This window comes from Psychrobacter sp. Cmf 22.2 (genome assembly GCF_001921745.1).
In the GTDB taxonomy this organism is placed as follows: domain Bacteria; phylum Pseudomonadota; class Gammaproteobacteria; order Pseudomonadales; family Moraxellaceae; genus Psychrobacter.
In genome coordinates this window covers 13,920-34,819 of the sequence record NZ_MRYA01000008.1, presented here as the reverse complement: position 1 = coordinate 34,819, position 20,900 = coordinate 13,920, and the positions used below count along the sequence as shown (strand labels likewise).

The 20,900-nt window shown below is 41.5% G+C and carries 19 protein-coding genes; 13 read left to right on the top strand and 6 right to left on the bottom strand.

From position 1 onward, the window contains the following. The first annotated feature begins 743 nt into the window (after window positions 1-743). The 8 genes from BTV98_RS11940 (at window position 744) to BTV98_RS11905 (ending at window position 8,236) form a co-directional block, all read left to right on the top strand. The gene (locus BTV98_RS11940) at window positions 744-2,456 is read left to right on the top strand and encodes an acetolactate synthase 3 large subunit (protein WP_058368297.1); all 1,713 of its coding nucleotides are present in this window, start codon (window positions 744-746) and stop codon (window positions 2,454-2,456) included. Further along, window positions 2,456-2,950 (top strand): acetolactate synthase small subunit, encoded by a 495-nt coding sequence (gene ilvN / locus BTV98_RS11935; protein ID WP_058368293.1) that lies wholly within the window; start codon window positions 2,456-2,458, stop codon window positions 2,948-2,950. The genes BTV98_RS11940 and ilvN overlap by 1 nt, the downstream gene beginning before the upstream one ends. Before the next feature lie 121 nt (window positions 2,951-3,071). Next, the gene (gene ilvC, locus BTV98_RS11930) at window positions 3,072-4,088 is read left to right on the top strand and encodes a ketol-acid reductoisomerase (protein ID WP_058368294.1); all 1,017 of its coding nucleotides are present in this window, start codon (window positions 3,072-3,074) and stop codon (window positions 4,086-4,088) included. A gap of 312 nt (window positions 4,089-4,400) precedes the next feature. After that, window positions 4,401-4,829, top strand: a complete 429-nt coding sequence (locus BTV98_RS11925) for a hypothetical protein (RefSeq protein ID WP_058368295.1) — start codon at window positions 4,401-4,403, stop codon at window positions 4,827-4,829. A gap of 269 nt (window positions 4,830-5,098) precedes the next feature. Beyond that, window positions 5,099-5,311: a cold-shock protein gene (locus tag BTV98_RS11920; RefSeq protein ID WP_058368296.1), complete on the top strand. Its 213-nt coding sequence runs from the start codon at window positions 5,099-5,101 to the stop codon at window positions 5,309-5,311. Window positions 5,312-5,548: 237 nt separating this feature from the next. Further along, window positions 5,549-6,133 carry a DUF421 domain-containing protein gene (locus tag BTV98_RS11915; RefSeq protein WP_075103683.1) on the top strand — a complete coding sequence of 195 codons (585 nt, stop codon included), beginning with the start codon at window positions 5,549-5,551 and terminating at the stop codon, window positions 6,131-6,133. Between the two features lie 326 nt (window positions 6,134-6,459). Then, window positions 6,460-7,209 carry an electron transfer flavoprotein subunit beta/FixA family protein gene (locus BTV98_RS11910; protein ID WP_075103682.1) on the top strand — a complete coding sequence of 250 codons (750 nt, stop codon included), beginning with the start codon at window positions 6,460-6,462 and terminating at the stop codon, window positions 7,207-7,209. Between the two features lie 94 nt (window positions 7,210-7,303). Beyond that, the gene (locus BTV98_RS11905) at window positions 7,304-8,236 is read left to right on the top strand and encodes an electron transfer flavoprotein subunit alpha/FixB family protein (protein WP_075103681.1); all 933 of its coding nucleotides are present in this window, start codon (window positions 7,304-7,306) and stop codon (window positions 8,234-8,236) included. Between the two features lie 104 nt (window positions 8,237-8,340). Here BTV98_RS11905 and BTV98_RS11900 read toward each other — a convergent pair whose 3' ends face one another. Further along, window positions 8,341-9,135, bottom strand: coding sequence for an RNA methyltransferase (locus BTV98_RS11900; RefSeq protein WP_058368298.1), 795 nt, complete (start codon window positions 9,133-9,135; stop codon window positions 8,341-8,343). Between the two features lie 128 nt (window positions 9,136-9,263). Further along, window positions 9,264-10,247 (bottom strand): class 1 fructose-bisphosphatase, encoded by a 984-nt coding sequence (locus BTV98_RS11895; protein WP_058368299.1) that lies wholly within the window; start codon window positions 10,245-10,247, stop codon window positions 9,264-9,266. Window positions 10,248-10,634: 387 nt separating this feature from the next. Here BTV98_RS11895 and BTV98_RS11890 point away from each other — a divergent pair, with 387 nt between their 5' ends. The 3 genes from BTV98_RS11890 to BTV98_RS11880 all read left to right on the top strand — a co-directional run bounded on the left by BTV98_RS11890 (window position 10,635) and on the right by BTV98_RS11880 (window position 13,585). Beyond that, window positions 10,635-11,720 carry an aspartate carbamoyltransferase catalytic subunit gene (locus BTV98_RS11890; RefSeq protein WP_058368300.1) on the top strand — a complete coding sequence of 362 codons (1,086 nt, stop codon included), beginning with the start codon at window positions 10,635-10,637 and terminating at the stop codon, window positions 11,718-11,720. Between the two features lie 124 nt (window positions 11,721-11,844). Further along, complete coding sequence (locus BTV98_RS11885; protein WP_058368309.1) at window positions 11,845-13,026, top strand: dihydroorotase; 1,182 nt, start codon at window positions 11,845-11,847, stop codon at window positions 13,024-13,026. Beyond that, window positions 13,019-13,585 carry a DUF2127 domain-containing protein gene (locus tag BTV98_RS11880; protein WP_058368301.1) on the top strand — a complete coding sequence of 189 codons (567 nt, stop codon included), beginning with the start codon at window positions 13,019-13,021 and terminating at the stop codon, window positions 13,583-13,585. Before BTV98_RS11885 ends, BTV98_RS11880 begins: the two co-directional genes overlap by 8 nt. Before the next feature lie 167 nt (window positions 13,586-13,752). On the opposite strand, the gene BTV98_RS11875 is transcribed toward BTV98_RS11880, so the two are convergent. From BTV98_RS11875 to BTV98_RS11865, 3 genes are all read right to left on the bottom strand, one after another. Continuing rightward, the gene (locus BTV98_RS11875) at window positions 13,753-15,018 is read right to left on the bottom strand and encodes a sodium:proton antiporter (protein WP_058368310.1); all 1,266 of its coding nucleotides are present in this window, start codon (window positions 15,016-15,018) and stop codon (window positions 13,753-13,755) included. Between the two features lie 115 nt (window positions 15,019-15,133). Beyond that, window positions 15,134-16,756, bottom strand: a complete 1,623-nt coding sequence (locus BTV98_RS11870) for a DUF2254 domain-containing protein (protein ID WP_058368302.1) — start codon at window positions 16,754-16,756, stop codon at window positions 15,134-15,136. 97 nt (window positions 16,757-16,853) lie between these two features. Then, the gene (locus tag BTV98_RS11865; RefSeq protein WP_075103680.1) at window positions 16,854-18,380 is read right to left on the bottom strand and encodes a YihY/virulence factor BrkB family protein; all 1,527 of its coding nucleotides are present in this window, start codon (window positions 18,378-18,380) and stop codon (window positions 16,854-16,856) included. Window positions 18,381-18,662: 282 nt separating this feature from the next. On the opposite strand from BTV98_RS11865, the gene wrbA reads away from it, so the two are divergent. Both wrbA and BTV98_RS11855 read left to right on the top strand, forming a co-directional pair. After that, window positions 18,663-19,280 carry an NAD(P)H:quinone oxidoreductase gene (gene wrbA, locus BTV98_RS11860; protein ID WP_058368304.1) on the top strand — a complete coding sequence of 206 codons (618 nt, stop codon included), beginning with the start codon at window positions 18,663-18,665 and terminating at the stop codon, window positions 19,278-19,280. A gap of 55 nt (window positions 19,281-19,335) precedes the next feature. Next, the gene (locus BTV98_RS11855) at window positions 19,336-19,809 is read left to right on the top strand and encodes a hypothetical protein (RefSeq protein WP_058368305.1); all 474 of its coding nucleotides are present in this window, start codon (window positions 19,336-19,338) and stop codon (window positions 19,807-19,809) included. Between the two features lie 120 nt (window positions 19,810-19,929). Here BTV98_RS11855 and BTV98_RS11850 read toward each other — a convergent pair whose 3' ends face one another. Beyond that, window positions 19,930-20,700 carry a DUF3108 domain-containing protein gene (locus BTV98_RS11850; RefSeq protein WP_058368306.1) on the bottom strand — a complete coding sequence of 257 codons (771 nt, stop codon included), beginning with the start codon at window positions 20,698-20,700 and terminating at the stop codon, window positions 19,930-19,932. Window positions 20,701-20,900 lie beyond the last annotated feature (200 nt).

The following is a 20,900-nucleotide window of genomic DNA, read 5'->3' as shown; positions in this document are numbered from 1 at the left end:
AAAAGTAATGTTAAATGTACATTATTTAATAACTAATAGTTAAGGATAGGTTTCACAAGTTTTTCTTGACAATAGGGCTTAAACCACCGAATATAAGAACAGTTGATTGGTCAGTGAGCGGCTTTTATGATATTGCCGTAGCACTTGAGGATAATTACTGGTTACTGCTTATCAGCAGTCTCTACAGTTTTATGCTCTTTGTGACAGTAGCATAGCGTAGTATGAATAATGACTGCCACAGTCTTCATTCTTAACTGTACTTACTGTCTCCGGACTCATCGGTCTACAATGACTAAGATAAACTTATTATTTTTGAATATTAAAAATCAAATACTGCGTATTCACCCTGTTATATGTAATACAGAGTGTAACCGTCTTATCGGTATGTCGCTTGTATTTAGGCAATCTATATTGTCGTTAGTATGGATATCTGATTGTTTTAATATTCCTACATGTCCTATGAATAATAAGCTTCTATTAAAAGTGCTTTAACTAGCATCTTGTCATGTACATCGATAAACTCCTATCAAAAACTGACCATATAAATTGCTATGTTTGAGTAATTTGCTGTCTTATCGTACAGTTATGCTCCGACATGGTGATCACATATTATTGATAAGGTGATGACAGTGACGCAAACCACGCAAAGTCCGAACATGACCGGCCATACTCAAACGGGTAATGCCGCCAAGCATTTCGATGAGAAACAACAACGTATTGCTGAGGATAGCACCCAGCCTGTGATGCTATCTGGTGCAGAGATGTTGGTGCAATCGCTAACTGATGAAGGGGTCGAGTATATTTTCGGCTATCCAGGTGGCGCGGTTTTACACATATATGATGCACTGTTCCAACAAGATAATATTGAACATATCTTAGTCCGTCATGAGCAAGCAGCAGGACACATGGCTGATGCTTATTCGCGAACAACTGGTAATACAGGTGTTGTATTGGCGACATCAGGGCCTGGCGCTACGAATACAGTGACTGCTATTGCGACAGCGTTTATGGACTCAGTACCGATGGTTGTTATTGCAGGTCAGGTGCCAAGTAGTTTGATCGGGGAAGATGCGTTTCAAGAAACTGATATGGTCGGGGTGTCACGTCCGATTGTCAAACATAGCTTTCAAGTTCGTCATGCCAGCGAAATCCCTTCAATCATCAAAAAAGCTTTCTACATCGCTCAGTCTGGTCGTCCAGGCCCTGTCGTCATTGATGTGCCTAAAGACATGACTGCACCCAGCGAAAAATATGCCTACGAATATCCAAAAGATGTGTTTGTAAGATCTTATCAGCCATCTGTTAAGGGTCATAGCGGTCAGATAAAAAGAGCTGTTGAGACTTTACTAGCAGCGAAGCGTCCCGTTGTTTATGCAGGTGGCGGCGTTATTTGGAGTAAGGCTCATGAAGAGTTAAAAGATATTGCTCATCGTTTGAACTTGCCAGTTACTAATACTTTGATGGGTCTTGGTACCTTTCCTGGTTCTGATCGTCAGTTCTTAGGAATGCTTGGCATGCATGGTACTTATGAAGCTAACATGACTATGCATCATGCAGATGTCATTTTAGCAGTTGGGGCACGTTTTGATGATCGCGTAACCAATAATGTCAAAAAGTTTTGTCCAAATGCGACAATCATCCATATAGATATTGATCCAGCTTCTATCTCAAAAACTATCTTTGCGCATATTCCTATCGTTGGTGATGTAAAGTCTGTACTGAGCGATATGCTATCTATTATTGGGGAAGATAAAGAGTTAGAGCAACATGCATTGTTAGATTGGTGGTCTCAGATTAACGAGTGGCGCAAGCGTCATGGGCTACGTTATGACACTGATACTGAAAATGGTATCAAGCCGCAAAACGTGGTACAGGCCTTGTGCAAAATCACCGAAGGTAATGCAATTATTACGAGTGATGTCGGTCAGCATCAAATGTTTGCTGCACTTTATTATACTTATAACGAGCCGCGTCAATGGCTTAACTCAGGTGGCCTTGGTACCATGGGTGTCGGCTTGCCGTACGCTATGGCAGCGAAGCTTGTAAGACCAGAGCGTGATGTCGTCTGTATTACAGGTGAAGGCTCAATTCAGATGAATATTCAAGAGCTGTCAACGTGTCTGCAGTATGATTTACCAGTTAAGATTTTGAACCTCAATAACGCTCAGTTGGGTATGGTTAAGCAGTGGCAAGATATGCTATATGAGGGTCGCCATGCTCATTCGTATATGAATTCATTGCCTGACTTCGTTAAGTTGGCTGAAAGTTATGGTCATGTTGGTATCAAAATCACTGACCCTGAAAAAATGGAAGAACAGTTAGCTGAGGCAATGGCAATGAAAGACAAGCTTGTGTTCATCGATGTCTACGTTGATCGTAATGAGCATGTATATCCGATGCAAGTCGCAGGTCAAACGATGCGTGATATGTGGTTATCAAAAGGGGAGCGTACCTAATGCAACAACATCTGATTTCGGTATTAATAGAAAACGAAGCGGGATCGTTGTCGCGGTTGGTTGGCTTGTTTTCTCAACGTGGTTACAATATTGAGACCTTAAACGTCGCGCCAACGGAAGATCCCTCTATTTCACGCTTGACAGTAACAACGATTACTTCACCAGAAAAAATTGAGCAAATTACCAAGCAGTTGCATAAACTGATTGAAGTGATTAAAGTATTGAATCTATCTGAAAATGTACACGTCGAACGTGAGCTTATGTTGATTAAAGTTCGCGCCACTGGCAGTGTGCGTGAAGAAATTAAACGTAGTGCTGATATATTCCGTGCTCAAATCGTCGATGTAAATGCTAATCTATATACTATCCAAATCGTTGGTGATACTGCTAAGCTTGATGGCTTTATTGATACTATCGGTCGTGAGCGTGTGCTAGAAGTGGTACGTTCAGGCGTAATTGGTATTGCTCGCGGCGAGAAGACCCTGAGCGTTTAATATTATTTTTTTTTAAATAAATTTATTACTAGGTTTATATTGTTTACTATTTTAAAAAATAAACACGATATAAGTATTTACTACCCATGGCTTCCCATAATTGAGGAAAAGGACTCTACCTATGAACGTTTTTTATGATAAAGATTGTGATCTATCCATCATCCAAGGCAAAAAAGTGGCTATTATTGGTTATGGCTCACAAGGGCATGCTCATGCCTTGAACTTACAAGAATCTGGTGTGGATGTAACAGTTGGTCTCCGTGCTAACTCTGGTTCGTGGAGAAAAGCTGAAAACGCGGGCCTAAAAGTGTCTGAAGTAGAAGAGGCAGTAAAAGCCGCTGACGTCGTTATGATTTTGACACCAGATGAGTTTCAAAAGCAGCTTTATAATGATGTGATTGAGCCAAATATCAAAGAGGGCGCGACGCTCGCTTTTGCTCATGGTTTTGCTATTCATTATAACCAAGTAGTGCCGCGCAGTGATCTAGATGTCATCATGGTAGCACCAAAAGCACCAGGACATACGGTACGTTCTGAGTTTGTTAAAGGTGGCGGCATCCCAGACCTTATCGCTATTTATCAAGATGCGTCAGGTCAAGCTAAGCAGTTGGCATTGTCTTATGCTGCTGGTGTTGGTGGCGGTCGTTCAGGTATTATCGAAACAACCTTTAAAGACGAGACTGAAACTGACTTGTTCGGTGAGCAAGCAGTACTATGTGGCGGTGCTGTTGAACTGGTCAAAATGGGCTTTGAAACCCTGACAGAAGCTGGTTACGCGCCAGAAATGGCATACTTCGAATGCTTACATGAGCTTAAGCTCATCGTCGACCTCATGTATGAGGGCGGTATCGCTGATATGAACTATTCAATCAGTAATAATGCAGAATATGGCGAGTATGTGACTGGTACAGAGGTCATCAACGAGCAATCACGCGAAGCCATGCGTAACGCACTAAAGCGTATCCAGTCTGGTGAATACGCTAAAATGTTTATCAGTGAGGGTGCTACAAACTATCCATCTATGACAGCCCGTCGGCGTAACAACGCTGAACATGAGATTGAGAAGACAGGTGCGAAGCTACGCGGTATGATGCCTTGGATTGGTGGTAATAAAATTATTGATAAAGACAAAAACTAAATAATTATCTACTAAGCTATTATTAAGACCCATGTTATTGTGAGATAACATGGGTTTTTTAATGCCATATAATCGTTAGTATAACTAATTTTGATGAGTGTAAACAAAAGGTACTGGTATTAAAATAATGAAATACCCCATTAAATTTAAAAGTAATAAGAATAGCGCTTGAAAACTTACAATTATCACCCAATGTAAACAACCGATATACCACTTATGCAAAAGTTAATTCTTACAAAATAATAAGCTTAGACATAATGGTATTTAATCGTTTTTCTTTATTTTTTTTATTTATATTATAGGTTATATGCTGTGCAAATATCTTTTCCAGACTGGCTAACGCCGCAATTCGCATATATTACTTTCAGTGCTGTCGTTGCCGTTCTGATTTGGATAGAAGGCGAGATGCTCAAGCGTAGCAATGGTAAGCTGCCTAAATCTTTATTTTTTCAATTCAGCTCACTATTAGACACTTCATGGTTTTTCGTTTCTATAGTCATGATATATGTGATTGATTTATCGCCATTAGCGACAACTGTACCAGCAGCCTATGGTCTTTATACGGTTTTTGGTTGGGTTTATGGAACACGCTTGCTTAAACTTCGTGGTATTCCAGACTCTCCTGAGGATTTGGTAATACCTTCTAAATATATCGCTTATAGCCAGTCATTTGCTTTAATATTCTTTGGATTATGTTTATTTGTCTTAGCACTTCCTTGGTTGCCTATATTTGATTCATAAATATATTATTAAAAGTGCTATATTCGGTTACACAAGTTTACTAAATGAATAACTATACCTTTACAAAAACTCGCAATTTAACATCCTGATCACAATAAAAGCTGGTATACTAAACTTGTACTTAGGGAGTTGTAGACGGAAATAGTCATATATCTTCAAGATATAACACTGGTTTTAGTCTTAGCATTTGCTTAAAATTCGACTGAGTATTTGTCAATTAATCGGTGATGACACAAGTCTCATCAACAGTTAAAGAGTTAGGAAAATTTATGTCAGATAAAGTTGAAGGCACTGTAAAGTGGTTTAATGAAGCTAAAGGTTTTGGTTTTATCGCTCAAGACAACGGTGGACAAGACGTATTTGCTCACTACAGCGCTATCCAAGGTAACGGTTTCAAAACTCTAGCTGAAGGTCAAAAAGTGTCTTTCATCTTAGGTGATGGTAAGAAAGGACCACAAGCTGAGCAAATCGAAGCACTTTAATCTTATCTCTGTCAAGTTTGATCGTCTGATCAATACTTTTCATTTTAAAAGATTATATAAAAGCTAAGATTAGTTTGTTGTATAACAACAAAAATATTGTTTAGACTTTATAAAAAAAGCAACCTCTTATCAGGTTGCTTTTTTTATTGAAAAATTGGTCTTATAAATAACCTAATCTACTTAGTGAAAAGCAATAGACGATCAACCATAAATGAGAATACGTAATAAGGTGATAATATGAAATGGGAAAGCTGGTTTTCGATCGATTGGCAGCAAGTGCTTGGTATTTCTTTATCTGCAGTAGGGTTTTATATTGGCTTGATGACGTTCACCCGTCTTATGGGACTACGAAGCTTCTCTAAGCTATCGAGTCATGATTTTGCTATGACTGTAGCTATTGGTAGTATTTTGGCATCAACAGTATTGTCTGATACGCCCTCGCTACTTCAAGGCCTGTGTGCAGTTGGTGCACTGTTCGTTATTCAAGGTCTTGTCTCAATGATAAGACGAAAAATCAAACCTTTAAAAGCGCTGATAGATAATCAACCTATAATTTTAATGGCGCATGGTGAATACTTTTGGGATAACCTAAAAGAGGCTAACTTAAGTACCAGTGATGTCCAACAAGTACTACGTAGAAATAGCATCAAGTCAAAATCAGAGGTTTTTGTAGTAATTATGGAGACTACTGGCGATATGAGCGTCATTAAAAATAACAATGTGACACCAGATTGGTCGTTGTTCAATGATGTACGTGACAGCGAGCTGCTGATTGACGCTACTAAAACGTCAGTAAAAAAAGAAACTTTGAACAATGCTTAGTTAAGTGTGTAATAATAAATTTTAAGCGAAAAAGCTTAATAGTGCGACAAAAAAAGAATGATTCAGTTTTAAATGAAGAAATCATGTACATATCATGCAATATGTCATATTTTATATAAATAGTGACAAATTTATGACGCATTATTCACGGCGTTGTCTTGACCTTGACGAGATGCTCACGCAAGATAGTTAGGTCCAATAAGTCAAGCCCGATGAATAATCGTTGACAAACTTAGTTATACTATTTAAGTAATATTTTGCATCAAATAAATCAATAGTTTTTGATTTATATTTTTTAATTCATAACATTAATAAACGAGGAACGTATGAAAGCATTAGTCGCGGTCAAGCGTGTCATTGATTACAACGTAAAAGTTCGTGTAAAAGCTGATAATTCTGGTGTGGATTTATCGAACACTAAAATGTCTATCAACCCGTTTGATGAGATTGCAGTTGAAGAAGCAGTGCGCCTAAAAGAAGCTGGCGTTATTGACGAGATTATTGTCGCTTCTATCGGACCAAAAGAGTCACAAGAACAGATTCGTGCAGCGTTAGCATTGGGTGCTGATCGTGGTGTCTTGGTTCAAACTGATGCCAAACCGTATCCGCTACAAGTCGCTAAAATTCTAAAAAACATTGCTGAACAAGAAAGCACGGATATTATTCTATTGGGTAAGCAAGCGATTGATGATGACAATAACCAGACAGGTCAGATGCTTGCAGCTTTGATGGGTATTGGTCAAGGTACATTTGCTTCAGAAGTAAAAGTCGAAGGTGATAAAGTAAATGTGACCCGTGAAGTTGACGGTGGCTTACAGACAGTTGCGTTATCGCTACCTGCAGTGATCACAACTGATTTACGTTTAAACGAACCACGTTATGCAAAACTGCCGAACATCATGAAAGCTAAGAAAAAGCCTCTTGATGAAAAAACGCCAGCAGACTTCGGTGTTGATATGACGTCTAAGCAAGAAATCGTTAAAGTTACGCCACCTGCTGAACGTAAGGCTGGTATTACGGTAGCCTCAGTTGATGAATTGGTCGATAAGCTAAAGAATGAAGCGAAAGTAATCTAAGAATTTGCTAAGGCGTTTATAGAGTGTTAGTGCTGTAAATGCCGTATTTGAAAAGCTATCTGACGACATGAACAAATAAATAAAGGACAAAAAAATGGCAATTTTGGTATATGCTGAACACGACAATGCCAGTCTAAAAAAGGCAACTTTAAGTACTATTGCAGCTGCTAAGCAGATCGGTGATGACATTCATGTATTGGTTGCTGGTAGTGGTAATCAGGCAGCGGCGGATGAAGCAGCAAAAGCTGAAGGCGTAAGCAAAGTACTGTTAGCAGATAACGCAGCTTACGAACATCAAATGGCAGAAAACATATCGTTATTGGTTGCAGATATTGCTGCAGACTATAGCCATATTGTTGCGCCAGCAACGACCACTGGTAAAAACTTTATGCCGCGTACGGCAGCTTTACTAGATGTCAGCATGTTGTCAGAGGTTTCTGCTGTCATAGATGCCCAGACTTTCGAGCGCCCAATCTATGCTGGTAATGCGACTGCTACTGTTAAGACAACAGAAGATAAAGTAGTATTGACCGTACGTACGACGGCTTTTGATCCAATAGCTGCCGAAGGCGGTTCTGCTACTGTTGAGACAATCGACAATGTACAAGACGCTGGCAAAGCAAGCTTTGTTAATGAAGAGATGGCAGCTTCTGATCGTCCTGAATTGACATCAGCCTCAATCGTTGTGTCTGGTGGTCGCGCCTTAGCAAATGGTGAGAACTTTACTAAATACATCGAACCACTGGCGGATAAACTAGGCGCTGCGGTTGGTGCATCACGTGCTGCGGTTGATGCAGGTTATGTTCCCAACGACATGCAGGTCGGCCAAACAGGTAAAATTGTCGCGCCAGACTTATATATCGCGGCTGGCATCTCAGGTGCTATTCAGCATCTGGCAGGTATGAAAGACTCAAAAGTTATTGTTGCCATCAACAATGACCCAGAATCTCCAATCGCAAGCGTTGCTGATTACTTCTTAGAAGCTGATCTATTTGAAGCAATTCCTGAGCTAACTAGCAAGGTTTAAGTTTGACAGACACCCCATAAAAAATCCCGCTATCATTGATAGCGGGATTTTTTATGTTTAAACGCCAAGCTAATATAACTATTCTATTTTGACTATATACAAATTTAACTATAACGGCGCTGACGTAGCGTCTCATAAAGACAAAGCGAACCTGCAATCGCAACGTTGAGGCTCTCTTGACCATTGGGCTGCGGTAAGGCGATAGGAGTTGCACATTGCATCAGCTCATCACACACGCCTTGACCTTCATGGCCCATGATCCACGCAGTAGGAGCGGTAAGATCATGCTCATAAATCAAAGTATCAGTATGTGAGCTGGTTGCTAGTAAAGGGACTTTTACACAGTCTAGAATATCTTGAGCACTCAAGCCTTCATAAATAGTGAGCGCAAACTGAGCGCCCATTCCTGCTCGTAGTGTCTTGGGTGACCAAGCCTGGGCCGTGCCACTAGTACAGAGTACTGTTTCGATACCAACTGCGGCGGCGGTACGTAGTAGCGTGCCAACATTACCACTATCTTGTACATCATTTAAAATCAAGCAGTCGTAGCCTATCACCGTCAAGCTTGGCACAGGTACGTTTATGACCGCCATGATGTCGATACCTGTACCGAGACTTCGAATGCTCTCATAAAGTGTATCTGATAGCGTCAAAACACTGGTGTAAGTCGGTAGGCGCATTAATACCTGCTGAACCTCAGGATGCTGGTGAGCTGATTGTGCTAGGAGTATTTGAACAAATGAATAATCACTACGTAGAGCAGCATCTATAAGATGCACACCTTCAAGTACGGTCTGTCCTTGTTTTTTACGTTGACGGGCTTGAGATAATAGCGCTTTTACGAGTTTTACTGAAGGATTTTTATCTGAAGTTATCAGCTCGGTGGAGTCTATTGACATAATTGACTGCTTAAAAAAAGGTAAAATGAATGACATCAAAAACACCCCAGTCCAAAATACTTTTTAATATTGGACTGGTCATGCTTAGTGTGTAGTATTACATTATAAATAAGTAATGATAAAGCGTACTATTTATTGTCATGTTTGAGGTGTAAGTCTTTGACATAATCGACTTCGTTTTTACTACCAAGGACGACAGGGACGCGTTGATGAATGTCGGTTGGAGCTATATCTAAGATACGATGGGTGGCATCAGTCGCACTGCCGCCTGCGCGTTCGATGAGTAAGCTCATAGGATTGGCTTCGTACATTAGACGTAACTTACCAGCTTTGTTTGGATACTTGGTGTCAAAAGGATAAGTGAATAACCCACCGCGGCGTAAGATACGATGCACGTCACCCACCATAGCTGCCACCCAGCGCATATTAAAATTACGACCACGTACCCCTGTATCGCCAGCGACTAGCTCATCAATATACTGCTGCATAGGAGCACGCCAATAGCGATAGTTTGAGCTATTAATGGCATACTCACTGGTATCTGCATCGATTTGTACGTTGTCTTCTACTAGTATGTAGTCGTTACTATCTGGATCTAAGCTAAACATCACTACGTTGTCAGCTACCGTCAGTGCCAGCATGGTTGATGTACCATATAGCAGGTAACCTGCCGCCAGCTGTGCGTTGCCCGCTTGTAAAAAGTCGCTATTTTCACTTGTTTGGCCCTGACGTTGGTAGGGCAAAATAGAGAAAATCGTGCCTACCGCCATATTGATATCGATGTTTGATGAGCCATCAAGCGGATCAAACAATACGAGTAAGTTGCCATCCGCATTGGCAGGCGTTGCATCATCTAGCTCTTCTGACGCCACGCCTGCACAGTGTTTGTTTTGTGCCAAAGCATCTAATAATAAATCATTGGCCAATACATCTAGCTTTTTTTGTTCTTCACCTTGGACGTTCTGATTGCCTGCTTCTCCCAAAATATCTGCTAACGCTCCTTTTCTGAGCAATTGCGAAATAGTTTTACCAACTTCTGTGACAGTGGTGATGACATCGCTTACGGCAGAGTCAGTTTTTTGTGCTTTTAAATATTGGGCTAAGGTCGTCATAGTAGTTCCTAATAAATGGAAGAAGTCGTCTAAGATAAAAAATCATAAGGTTTAGAAACACACTAGATTAAGCTTATGACTTAGAATGTGTTCAGCTAAAACTTTGGTTGAATGAGTAAATATGCAAATAGCAGGCACGTTATCTTTGTCCTGAATGCAAAATCAGCTACACTATGTCTATTATTATTGATAATTTGGTCAGACTTGCTGCTTATTATCGTAGATAGTGGGTTATTTATGAAAGCGAGTAAGATGACATAGGCTACTGCGATAAAGTGTAGCAAATAAGTGTCAAAATGTCCCCGTGTCTGTACACATGGTCATAGTCATGAACGAAAAAATCGTTATGATTGACTTGATATAAACCCATAATAAAGACTTGCCATTATGCCAACTTCCAAAAAAAATACATCTACAAATACTGTATCACCATCCAAATACGCCACATTTGACCATGATACTGTCCATCAAAGACTCAACACTTCCCTTAGTCGTCCACAGTTAAACCAAGATGGAAGTTTGCGTCACTTTTTGGGTGTAGAAGGGTTAAATAAATCACAACTACAAGCAATTATTGCTAAAGCTGAAACTTTCTTTGATGAAAATGGTCAGCTGATCAATCGGCCTGAGCTTGAAGGCTGCACAGTCATGAATCTGTTTTTCGAGCCTTCGACCCGTACCCGCACTACTTTTGAGGTGGCAGAAAAGCGCCTTGGGGCCAATGTATTGAACATTGACATTGCCCGCTCTAGTACAAAAAAAGGCGAAAGTCTACGTGATACACTCTGGAATTTGCAGGCAATGACAGCTGATATCTTTGTAGTAAGGCATTCTGCGTCAGGGGCTGCGCATTTTATGGCGACTGAGGTGACGCCAGATATCGCTATTATCAATGGCGGTGATGGCTGGCATGCGCATCCAACCCAGGGGATGCTAGATATGCTGACCATTCATCGCGCCGCACCGCGTCCTTTTGAGGCGTTATCAGTTGCTATCATCGGTGATATCAAGCATTCAAGAGTCGCACGCTCTGACATTAGTGCGCTGCAAACTTTAGGTGTCAAAGATATTCGCGTCTGCGCGCCACGTACGCTATTGCCTAAGGGAATTGAGCGCTACGGTGTGAATGTTTATGAAAACATGAATGAGTGCGTCACAGACTGTGATGTCATCATGGGATTAAGAATACAAAATGAGCGTATTGGCTCGCCGCTACTGGCATCATCAAGTGAGTATTACAAACATTACGGTATTACGCCTGAACGGGTAGCGCTCGCGAAACCTGATGCTCTAATCATGCATCCAGGTCCGATGAACCGAGGTATTGAAATTGCCTCAAGTGTGGCTGATGGCCCGCAGTCTGTTATTTTAGAGCAAGTAAGTAATGGTGTAGCGATTCGTATGGCAGTATTATCACTCGCCATGGAAGGCCAACGCGCTCATCAAGCGGCAAGACACACACAAAACGCATAACCAATGACGTTAGCAACTGATACTTTGTGGTGTACGCTTTAGGCGTTTGATTATTCGATTCTATTTATTTAATTACTGATATGGTAACAAGCTCATGACTGACCCTATTACTACTGATGCGCAGATAATAAATTTACTTCCTAACGTATTTAAAAAGTCTTTATCGAGTGAAGCGATTGATAAACTTACAAACCTTGAGACTGGTCGTGAGACTTGGTTGCTACCACCATTGGTAGACTTGTGCGCACGTCTACGCGAACCTGGACAGCAGCAACATGGGACATTATCCTCTGAAGGTCGAGCTGCCCGTGGCAATGGTTTTTTGCATGTAGTGATTCCACCTGATACCAACCCTATCTTGGAGAATGGCTCGCTACTCAAAGGTCTGCGTGAGCGTGCACTCGAAGATGGTGGTATTTATTTGCATATTCTTGGCGCATTAACAGCAGGTCTAGAAGGGATACGTCCATCTAACATTGCAGGCCTTAAAAAGGGGGGGTGTATAGCTGTTTCTAATGCGCGTAGGACTTTTGATAATGATTTGGTATTGTTACGGACATTAGAGTATGCAGCAACCTTTGGTATGAAAGTATTTTTTTATCCCGATGAGCCAGATTTGTCTGGTAATGGGGTTGCACATGAAGGCTACATTGCTTCTTATCATGGTCTGCAAGGTATTCCTTGGATCGCTGAGACCGTCGCCCTGTCTACCCAGTTATTGATGGTAGAAGAGACGGGTATCTCCGCCCATTTTAGTCAGTTGTCCTGTAAGTCTTCAGTAGAGCTGATGCGCTGGGCGAAAGACAAAGGACTGCCCGTAACCTGTGATGTGGCGATGCATCAGCTGTATTTGACAGATGACAATCTAGAAGGTTTTAACGCCCAAGCTTATGTGTTACCGCCATTACGTAGTAATACTGATCAACAAGCACTACTGCGTGGCCTCAAAGATGGGACTATCGATGCTATCTGTAGTCATCATGAACCCTTAAACTCTACGGCCAAAAAAGCACCTTTTGCTGAGAGTACACCTGGTATCTCTAATTTCGATACCTTTATGGCTCTAGCTTGTCAATTAGTACGAAATGAGGTGCTAACAGTAGAGCAACTGGTAGATAAGATTTGCATTAACCCGGCGCAAATTGCAGGAATCAGTACCAAATATGAAAGCTTGGGCGGCGCAATCTTGGTCGATCCTAATCTTGAATGGCAGGTGACAGTAGACACTATGTTATCGAATGGCAAGAACACCCCGTTTTTTAATCAGCATCTACAAGGCCGAGTCGTGGAGACTTTCTTTGGTTAATTCGTCCCAGCATAATGACAATTCACGACCCTCTATAGCAAGTGAAAGTCATCAGTTATTGGATGATGACGATAGTCTGTCGAACAAAGGGACCAAAAACAGCGAATCTAGCGAATCGATCAAAGCGGTTGCAGTATACGAGATTGTCAAAGGGGCGGGCGCGCTGACAGGGGCTTTTGCATTGTGGCTCTGGCATGCCAATCTTGAGCGCTGGCTGGCCCAAGCATCGGATTCATGGCAACAACACTTTGGTAACCTACTGTCCACGCAAATAGAGAGTATCGTCCAAATTGCTCAGCAAGCAAATAAAAATTGGCCACTTTTTTTGCTATTTATTTTTGCTTACGTCAGTCTGCGTTTTATTGAGGCTTACGGATTATGGCAAGATAAAACATGGGCATATTGGTTTAGTGTCATCGGTTATGGGATATTTATTCCCATTGAGATTTACTATCTAATAGTGAGTCCATTTGATTGGTTTAAACTGGGAATTTTACTGCTAAACATTATTATTGTCGTCGTAGTCTATCGTAATATGAAACGTAAAGGTTTGATATAACGTCTGATATCAAACCTTGTTATAGAGCAGCTGTGCTGTTGAGAGATTGGTATAAGAGGCGAGCAGTAAGATATAAAGTTGCAAATTTACTATGACTCGTCGACTACTTTTATAATTTTATAACGTTAATTGTATGGTTTTGATAGGTTTGTTATTTAAATGCATCGCTATTTGTGCGCAATAGGCTGAATCATTTTGGCGACTTTACCGATGCTCAATCCTTGTACCAATATAGAGAAGACAACGACAGCATAGGTGAGGGCTAGTAGAATATCGCGCTCCATCCCTGTCGGCAGCTGTAGGACCAAGGCCACTGAAATACCGCCCCGTAATCCGCCCCAAGTCAATACTTTCCATGCACCCTCAGGTAATTGTAACTGTCTGCTTAAGGTTTTGGTAGTCATACCTACGACGATAAGACGGGCAAGTAAGGCAATAATGATACTTAAGCCTCCTGCAATAAATAGGTTGCCTGAGTAGGCAATGATGACAACCTCAAGACCGATTAGCACAAATAAAATCGCGTTTAAAATCTCATCTATCAGCTCCCAAAACAGATCAATATAATGACGAGTCTTGTCACTCATCGCAAGCTCGCGACCACGGTTACCGACCATTAGCCCCATCATCACCATGGCAAGTGGCCCGGACAAATGCCAATGGCTGGCCAACGCATAACCGCCTATCACACCTGCCAGAGTCAACAGTACTTCTTCTTGGTAACTGTCAATACTTTTGAGTAAGTAGTACAAAATGGCACCAAGTACCAAGCCAAAAATAATGCCACCACCAGCTTCAACAGCTAGAGTATGTGCCACATAATTAACCGTTGGTATATCACCACTAGATAAGATGCCGAGCAATAGAACAAATATGACGACACCGATGCCATCATTGAATAATGACTCGCCAGCGATGACAGTCTCGATACTCTTTGGCGCCCCCGCTGATGCTAATATTCCCATAACTGCAATAGGATCTGTAGGCGATATTAAAGCACCGAATAGTAAGCACCAAATAAAAGGCAGTCCAAAACCAAGGAGTGGTAGCATAAAGTAAAGGGCAGTAGCGATCAGTACGGCTGATACTAGCGTGCCAATACATGCAAGAACACCAATGGGAAGCTTATAACGCTTTAAATCGCCAATATTGACGTGCAAAGCACCAGCGAACAAGAGCATAGATAGCATGCCATCTAGCAAGACTTCGGTGAAGTCCAACTGATCTAATAAGCTAACTTCATAGTCAATGAGCTGATCAAACCCCAAAAACCCCAAAAAGATCGCTACCATGGATAACACAATGGAGATAACCATAACCCCAATCGTAGTTGGTAGACCAATAAAGCGATGATTGATATAAGCCAATATCGCAGTCATTGACAAAAAGATAGCACTAATTTCAAGTATAGTCAGGCTGGTTGCAGATGCCATAAAAGCAGTCTCAATGAACATAAAAGTTGTTGAAAGAATAACAGGTATTGAGCCGATAGACAGTACTAGTATTGCCTAAAATCTATGCGTGTATATTCAGCTATGGCTTACTTATTTACCTTGATTGCGTCTGTAAGGCCTTATAAATATGGGCATCAAACTCACTGATATACTCGAAGTGTCGATGTTGCGCATCATCATCATGAATAAATTGCCGTGCTTGTTGACACATGGCTAGCAGGTCCTCTACAAGCTCTGCATAACTTAGATTTGCTTGACCTGCATGTTCAATCAAAGTCAGCTCGCGTAATAAAGTCTGACGCTGCGCGGTATTGACTCGAGCATAGTTTAAGTCAGTCACTGCCTGACAAAGCGCCTTTAATACCATTAGGTCAGCAATAGCGTATCGACGTATCTCACCTAATGAGGTTTCGATAAAGTCAGATATCTTTGGTGTTCTGGTAATAAGCGCCAGTATTGCTATACGCGGCTGATTAACCGTAATATCAGACTCATCTTTGTCTTTTGGTGGCGTATAAAAATGATAAGGGCTAGGTGGCTGTCGACGTAACATTAGGCTTAAGCAAATGGTTAAAGACTGTACGCAATTGACAGCTGTCTTGGGGTCATTAATTCCAGGCGATAGTGCCCGCACCGCGATTTCAGTGACTTGTCCTAGGCTTGATGCTATATCGTTGGTGTACGCGGATTGACGTCCAAAATGCAAGCAGGCAGCAAAGCGCTGCCAAAAAATTCCATCAGGGGCACGCGGAGATACTACAAGCCGAGAGGTTTTGGTCTTTTTTAGGTTGCTAATATGCGCTGTTGGGCGCTGATAAAAATGCCCTATGATGTTTCTATCAGTGACAAAGTCACCAAGATTGGTATGTAATTGCACCACACCGCCATAATCTTGTGCCAATGTAATAAGCGATTCAAAGTAGATTTGTTGTAAATAGCCTGAGGTTGGTGCGTAAATAGGCGTGGCACACCAAGAATGATATTGTTCAATATCGTCACTATTTATGACGTTATGCTGATGCTCAATATTGCAGTTGTCGCTATACCAGTAATCAATGTTTTTAATAGCATCGTCACTTGCCCCTTGAATGACGCGTGAGGCTTGAATAGCATGGACCATATGTTGTACAAAATAGACCAAAAGTAAGGCACAGACAACAGCCATTACGATAGCAAAAGTAACAGATAGCTGCGGCACACCAAAATCGACGTCATGCTTGTGAATGGCCTTTAAGACCAGCAAGCTATAGCTGAATGTACCGATAAAAGCGCCAAGTACAAACTGGTTTGAGGTGTCTGTAAGAAAGTTACGTAAGAGACGTGGGCCAAATTGTGATGAGGCCATAGAAAGAACGGCAATAGTAATCGAAAAAGTAGTACCAGCCACACCTAACACTGCTCCTGCAATCGTCGTCATAATAGCTCTTGCAGAAGAGTCATCACCAGTAAAGGCAAACCGAATATCTCTAACAGTTGCACGATCAAACTGCTGGTCGATAGCGATGAATAAAGGGGCTAAAAGTATGCCCGTCAATACGCAAGCGGTTGGGATAAACCAGTAAGAACCAATAAGCTGCTGCCATAGATTCCTTAATCGATCAGGTAAGTCAGTTAAGGTCTGTAATGACCATAACTGTGCAAATTTTTTTAGTGCGTGAAGACTGGTCGTCAGTAGGCGTGTGGGCAGGTTATTTTTATTGTTTTCGGTCACTGCCATAAGCTCCAAAGGGTTGGGAATATAATTTGACTCATATCTTCTAGCGAAGGTTATTTTATAATATCGTCTGATAAGGTTAAAGTTAAGGTTATAGCATTTACCTGTTTACTTTTGGATTATCCGCTTCAGTAATGATATTGCCTTTGTGATTATTACTGTCGTTGTTTGCGTCTTTATCGTCTTCAATCGGGTCATTTGGAATCAAAATCTCATTGCGATTGTTATCACATATGACGTCACTGTCTTTATCATAGGCTGCTGCTTCAAAATGCGGTGTGTCTTGCTCGCGCCTATGTTTATTGTGCTGTGTATTGCGCTTACCGTATTTGCCAAAAGACTCTTTTTCATTGCTTGCAGAGGTTTTTTTGCGCGGCTGACTATGAGAAAAAATAGCAGACAACGGTAAGTTAAGTTGCTCTTGTGCAAAGGCTTCAGTGTTGATAAAGCGACGTATCAGTAGACTAAGCCAGGGCTGTTGGCTGTCACTCTTTATCTCATCAAGCTCATCCTTTATAGGTAACGGGTAAGGCAGGGTGCGGTAGAAGTCCCATAATGTCAGTTTGCTAAGATCTTTTTTGAGTACGTATTCGTCATCTTCAGTCACGGTAATGAGTTTGCTGTCTTTTAAGTAATTAATGTAGGTATACCATTTAGGCAGCTCCTTACGACCTAATACGTTACGTAGCTCCTGCTCGCTCACGGTATCGCCTTTTAGGTGATTGATATAGACTAGGTTTAACATATCAAGCAAGCTCAACAGCGGATGACGTGGATAGACTTCCTCAGTCTCAAAAATAGTTAAAGTATAGCTAATCTCAACGCCTAATAAGATTAAGTTCCATGACAAATAAATCCATAATAAGAAGATAGGTAAGGCGGCAAACGCACCGTATATGGCTTCATAACTGGTAAAGTTACTCATGACCATACCAAAGATATGCTTTAGTAACTCAAATGCTATTGCAACAAATATACCAGCTATGGCCGCGTTTTTTACAGGTACGCGGGCTTTGGGAATGAACCAATACATACCGATAAAGCCTGCAACCATTACTCCGATGGAAACTATCTGTACCCAAAACGACCAGTCGATGCCATAACCACCTATTTGACGGTTCAAAAAGCTCAAACTCTGTACCGTACTAGAGGCAATAAATGCGGTTCCCAATACTAACGGTCCCATAGTAATAATGGTCCAATAGCGCAGCATACTTTTGATACCGCCAGAACGATCGTCTACTCGCCAAATCTGATTAAAAGCTCGTTCAATAGTCGTCAAAGTAATAATGGTTGTGACAAATAAGATCATTGCCCCTATGGCCGTCAAGTTAGACGATTTTTCAGCGAAGCTATTGATATACTCACTGACCTGCATGCTCGATTGCGGTAGCAAGTTGCTATATATCACCTCATAAATCTGCGCTCTGACTGAAGCGAGCGCTGGAACTGACGATAAAATCATCAGTAATACGGTCAACATAGGCACAATCGATAGCATAGTAGTGTAAGTAAGTGAAGCTGCTTTTTGTTGACAGTTGTCTTCAAAAAAGTGCCGCGTCAAAAATCGCGAAAACTGAAACCAGCGTTGATGGGTAAACGGGACTTTTTTCAGTAAGTTTTCCATATTGACCATTTAGCAAAGATAAGAGTGACAGTAGTGTAACAAAAATGTGCTATCAGCATCTGCCAATTAATTGTGTCAAAATACATAACAGCACCCGTTATATGGCTATAACTATAAGGTACAGCAGTCTTTATTTGCATGTCAGTGAATGAGTCGGGCATAATGTGCACATCTATCAGTGATATTAATCTTTTGATGCAAAGCTTATATGACACACAAGGCTTATATGACACAAGCTATTGCATCTCATAACATTAATAATTTTAAAAGGAAGTGTTGCTCATGAGTCAAGCCAACCCCTATGTTTTGGTACTATATTATTCTAGCCACGGTACAACTAAGACATTGGCGTATGCGATCGCTCAGGGTATTGAAGACGCTGGCATGACAGCTCGTATCCGTACAGTACCGACCGTCGCGCCTGAGACCACATCCAGCAAGCCTGCGATACCTGATGAGGGTGACTTATACTGTACAATGGATGACCTTAAAGACTGCAGCGGCCTAGCACTTGGTAGTCCAACTCACTTTGGTAATATGGCCGCGCCCATGAAGTACTTTTGGGACAATACCGTCACCCTGTGGCTGGCAGGTAATCTGCAAAACAAACCTGCTTCAGTATTCACTGCAACAGGTTCGATGCATGGTGGCCAAGAGACCACTCTACTGACAATGATGTTACCACTGATGCATCACGGCATGATGATTGTCGGAGTACCTTATGCAGAGCCTGCGCTGAATCGTACTCATCGCGGCGGCACGCCTTATGGAGCCAGTCACGTGAGCGGTGCATTGCATGATCAGCCAGTCTCTGATGATGAGCGCGAGTTAGGTATCGCTCAAGGTCGGCGTTTGGCGATTAGTGCCCGCGCATTGGCACAGGCCAATTGGACCCGCTAAGCTGCTGTTGTATAGTGCAGCATAATGCTATTGAATTAGGAAGCAGACGCATCTAATGGCTACTAAACGCCCCGATAATAACACTCAGGCAAAACCAGCAGCGAAAAAAGCCAGTAAACCTGTCAAACCTATTGCGCCCATTCGTCAGCGTTTGATGCTGACGTGGCTTGTTTGGTTGGTGTATAGACTGCTTGGGCTGCCTATTTTTATCAGTGCTCTTAATCCAAGCAGTCCTGATATTATTGGTGGTATTGCATGGCAAGCATTGTGGCTGGTGCCAGCGTTCATCTTAACGCCATGGGTAATGCGTGGTCGTTCACCCTATGCACTATTGGTAGGTAGTATGTTTACTTTGGTTTATTTAGGTGCGAGTGGCGTAGTGCTATTTACTCGTGCTTACGGTAGCAGCTCAGCTGAAATAGCCGTTTATTTAATCGATTTTCTATTACTGCTAACCATCAATGTCTGGTTATTTATTTTGTTGAAACGTCTGCCCTCGATGAACAATGTAGTCAAGCAACCTCGCTAGCTACGCAGCCAGCTTTACATTTCCAAATAAATTCAAAGCCATAAAAAAGCAGCACTCTCATTCAGAGTACCGCTTTTTTTTCGAGACGTTTTTGACGTCAAGTAAGCTATAAGCTAGAACTTAATTAACCTTAGTCAATTCTAAGTCCATTTTCTTACCATCATTAATTTGGCTCACTTTTACTGGTAAGTAATCTAAGCTTGGCGCTAGCCAAAAGCTGGTAGAGCGATCATTATCGTCATGGACACGATCAACTCTGACGGTATCGAAAGTGCCTGCTGGTACGGTAATTTTAGTATTCCCAGATTTTTTGAATGGCGTCTTTTCAACTTTATCTTTTTTTGCCATGTAGTAATTACCAGAGAACTTACCATTTAATAAATCTTGGCGAATTTGTACTTCTAAGCTCAGGTCATCGAAGGCTTGTTGCGCCATATTCATGGTCGTGGTCTTACCTTTATAGTTACTAGTTACCTTTTTGCTACTTGGATTAAAATCCAGCTTATGGGTACGTCCAAGACCTAACAACTTATAAGTGGTACTGGCTTGTGTTGGGGTGACGTTGTTACCATTAATCGTGAACGCACTATTTTGCGCGGCACTAGCGACACCAGCAACACGAGCCTTCACATTGTACTTCCAAGTATTGCCAGACTTGCTCAACGTGCGATTTGCAGTGCCTTTATATTTATCTTCAACCGTAAAGCTATAGTCAGCGCTTGATGGTTGAATGGTTTTTGCGTTGGCAAGAGTAGGGGCGGTCATGCTTAAAGCTCCAATAATAGCGATACTAGCGCCTGTGTTTAGGGCGGTGAGAAACTTCGATTTGCTATGTCTAAGATTTTGATTATCAGTTACGGCTAACTTTTTATTTGTTGATAAAATACTCATGGATTTTCCTTAATAGATAGAAGATAGATGTGTCATCTTTTTTATAACTATTATTATGTTCTCAACGCTTATAATGGTCATATGTTGTTACATTTTCAAGGGCATCAATATATAGCAGTGTTCAGCTCTTATAGCCTATGTTGCCAAAACTCCTTAAGCTGACGTCACAAGTAACGCTTTGTGAGTAAGGTTACTCGCCA

Coding starts and splice junctions, on each gene's coding strand:
- BTV98_RS11940 (WP_058368297.1), top strand. CDS start 744: ATGCTATCTGGTGCAGAGATGTTGGTGCAATCGCTAACTGATGAAGGG.
- ilvN (WP_058368293.1), top strand. CDS start 2,456: ATGCAACAACATCTGATTTCGGTATTAATAGAAAACGAAGCGGGATCG.
- ilvC (WP_058368294.1), top strand. CDS start 3,072: ATGAACGTTTTTTATGATAAAGATTGTGATCTATCCATCATCCAAGGC.
- BTV98_RS11920 (WP_058368296.1), top strand. CDS start 5,099: ATGTCAGATAAAGTTGAAGGCACTGTAAAGTGGTTTAATGAAGCTAAA.
- BTV98_RS11915 (WP_075103683.1), top strand. CDS start 5,549: ATGAAATGGGAAAGCTGGTTTTCGATCGATTGGCAGCAAGTGCTTGGT.
- BTV98_RS11910 (WP_075103682.1), top strand. CDS start 6,460: ATGAAAGCATTAGTCGCGGTCAAGCGTGTCATTGATTACAACGTAAAA.
- BTV98_RS11905 (WP_075103681.1), top strand. CDS start 7,304: ATGGCAATTTTGGTATATGCTGAACACGACAATGCCAGTCTAAAAAAG.
- BTV98_RS11900 (WP_058368298.1), bottom strand. CDS start 9,135: ATGTCAATAGACTCCACCGAGCTGATAACTTCAGATAAAAATCCTTCA.
- BTV98_RS11895 (WP_058368299.1), bottom strand. CDS start 10,247: ATGACGACCTTAGCCCAATATTTAAAAGCACAAAAAACTGACTCTGCC.
- BTV98_RS11890 (WP_058368300.1), top strand. CDS start 10,635: ATGCCAACTTCCAAAAAAAATACATCTACAAATACTGTATCACCATCC.
- BTV98_RS11875 (WP_058368310.1), bottom strand. CDS start 15,018: ATGGCATCTGCAACCAGCCTGACTATACTTGAAATTAGTGCTATCTTT.
- BTV98_RS11870 (WP_058368302.1), bottom strand. CDS start 16,756: ATGGCAGTGACCGAAAACAATAAAAATAACCTGCCCACACGCCTACTG.
- BTV98_RS11865 (WP_075103680.1), bottom strand. CDS start 18,380: ATGGAAAACTTACTGAAAAAAGTCCCGTTTACCCATCAACGCTGGTTT.
- wrbA (WP_058368304.1), top strand. CDS start 18,663: ATGAGTCAAGCCAACCCCTATGTTTTGGTACTATATTATTCTAGCCAC.
- BTV98_RS11855 (WP_058368305.1), top strand. CDS start 19,336: ATGGCTACTAAACGCCCCGATAATAACACTCAGGCAAAACCAGCAGCG.
- BTV98_RS11850 (WP_058368306.1), bottom strand. CDS start 20,700: ATGAGTATTTTATCAACAAATAAAAAGTTAGCCGTAACTGATAATCAA.